We start from the raw sequence: 2,252 nt of genomic DNA, 5'->3' as shown, positions 1-2,252 counted from the left end.
CGGCGCTGCTGGCGGTGGGGCTGCGCGGTCCGTGGCCCTTCCTGCGGGCGCTGGCCGAGCGGCGGGTGGTGCACGCCGCGCTGTGGCTGGTGGTGCTGTGGCTGGTGGCCGATGCCGACGTGTTCCAGACCATGCTGAACTCGGCCCAAAGCTACATCAAGCGGGCGGGCGATGCCGTGGCCCAGGCCGACGGCGACGTGCTGGTCTATCCTTCGGTGGCCCAGAGCATCATCGAGGTGCAGGATCTTTCGGTGGCGGAAGTACTGGCCTACTTCCATCCGTGGATGCCCGCCGCGCTGGCCGGACTGGCCGGGTTCGGCATCGCGCTGGTGGCGCGTCCGGCGGCGCTGTTCCACCTGCCGCTGGCGGTGCTGGCCTTCCTGTCCATCAAGCTGGGCGGGCGCATGGTCATGTTCGGGGCGCCGGTGATGGCCCTTGGCATCTGCATGCCGGTGCACTGGCTGGCTGGCCTTGTGCTGCGCGACAACTTCTACCGCACCGCAGGGCGGCTGCTGGTTTCCGCCGTGCTGCTGGTGGTGCTGGGCGCGCCGTACCTTGAAGTGATCCCGGCCATGACCCAGGGGCCCATCATTAACCGGCGGCACGCGGCGGCGCTGAAATTCCTGCGCACCAACACGCCGGAAGAATCCATGATCTGGAACTGGTGGGACTGGGGCTATTCCACCCACCACTTCGCGCACCGCTCGACCATCGCCGACGGCGCGAGCCACGGCGGGCCTTCGCTGTTTGTACCCGCAGCCGTGTACGCCTCGGACAATCCGCGTTTTGCCCGGCAACTCGTCAAGTACGCGGCCAGCAAGGGCAACATTCCCGGCAACGTCTTCGAGGGCATGAACAACCACGACGCCGACGACCTGATGCGCAAGCTGGCGGCTCGCAAGGAACCGCTGGTGGCGGCGCAGGGCAGGCAGTACCTTGTGGTCAGTTTCGACATGCTGCGCCTGGGTTTCTGGATAACCACCTATGGCAGGTGGGACTTTCTGGCCAAGGAAGGCCGGGGCTACCAGATAGCCTCCATCAGCAAGCCGCTGCAATTCAGCATGGAGAACGGCGTGGTGCTGGTGCAGAACATGGACCCGGTGTACGCGGAATCCATCGATGTGCTTGACGATACGGGGCTGCAGCGCCAGATGTACTTCCGGTTCAACGGACGGCACTTCATCTTCAACCGCACCACCGGAGACAAACTGGTCATCGACGACGACATGTACAACACGCTGATGGTGCAGCTGCTGCTGTCGTCACCGGAAGATCCGCGCTTCACGCCGTATTTCAAGCTGGTGTTCGACAACGTGCATACGCGTGTGTACGAAGTATTGTAACAGTGCCCTGCCGTTAGTGATGATACGGTGAACCGCGCAGGATGCAGTCCGCCCGGTACAACTGTTCCAGCAGCACCACCCGGGCCATCTCGTGGGGGAAGGTCATGGGGCCAAGGCAGACGCGCAGGGTGGCCCGCCTGAGCACGGCATCGTCCAGGCCGTAGGCGCCACCAATGACGAAGCACGGCGCCGCCGTGGCGTTTTCCGTCAGCCGGTCCAGCAGCGCGGCGAACTCGCGCGAGGTGTAGGCCTTGCCACGTTCGTCCATGCACACAACAATGTCGGCGGGGCCAAGGGCGGCCAGCAGGCGCGCGCCTTCGTCCGCGTTGCGTCTGGCGGGCGGCAGGGCGGCGTCGCCGTCGCGGACCAGGGTTTCGGTCACGCGCCAGGTGTGGCGTAGCCGTTCCAGGTAATGCGCGGCGGCCTGCTGCCAGAACGGCGTCTTCAGCTTGCCCACCGCCAGAAGGCGCAGTGATTTCACGAAACCTCCGGATGCGTGTGTTCTCGGGCCATGGTCTACCCCGGCGCGGCATGGGCGGCAAGCCGCATGGCGCGGCGCGGCGCGGCATCCGGCCGGATTCCCAGTTTTGTTGTCATGCCTGACCCAACAACGGATTGCCAGATGCTGAACATGGACGATGCCGCCGCGCTGCTGCGCTCGGGACGGGTGGTGGTGTTTCCCACCGAGACCTTCTTTGGCGTGGGGTGCCTGGCCACCCATGCGGGTGCCGTGGACGAAGTGTACCGGGTGAAACGCCGCGCCCACCGCCTGGCCCTGCCGGTCATCGTGGGCCACGTGGACCAGTTGGCGCAGGTGGCGGCCCCCATGGACCCGGTGGCGGAAGGCCTGGCCCGGTGGTTCTGGCCGGGGCCGCTGTCCATCCTGCTGCCTGCCGCACCCGGCGTGCC

General features: G+C 66.4%; 2 protein-coding genes and 1 pseudogene. 2 read left to right on the top strand and 1 reads right to left on the bottom strand.

All coding sequences use genetic code 11. The features are described 5' to 3' along the window. Positions 1–1,343: pseudogene (locus FVW20_RS13095) on the top strand (STT3 domain-containing protein); the annotation flags it as partial. 13 nt (positions 1,344–1,356) lie between these two features. Here the strand turns inward: FVW20_RS13095 and FVW20_RS13090 are convergent. Next, positions 1,357–1,824, bottom strand: a complete 468-nt coding sequence (locus tag FVW20_RS13090) for a 23S rRNA (pseudouridine(1915)-N(3))-methyltransferase RlmH (RefSeq protein WP_196609966.1) — start codon at positions 1,822–1,824, stop codon at positions 1,357–1,359. Between the two features lie 141 nt (positions 1,825–1,965). On the opposite strand from FVW20_RS13090, the gene FVW20_RS13085 reads away from it, so the two are divergent. Next, positions 1,966–2,252, top strand: a 287-nt coding sequence (locus FVW20_RS13085) for an L-threonylcarbamoyladenylate synthase (protein ID WP_231039095.1), incomplete at its 3' end; no start/stop codon positions are given.

Source organism: Nitratidesulfovibrio oxamicus (genome assembly GCF_015731765.1).
In the GTDB taxonomy this organism is placed as follows: domain Bacteria; phylum Desulfobacterota; class Desulfovibrionia; order Desulfovibrionales; family Desulfovibrionaceae; genus Cupidesulfovibrio; species Cupidesulfovibrio oxamicus.
This window is presented reverse-complemented; position numbering and strand designations above follow the sequence as displayed.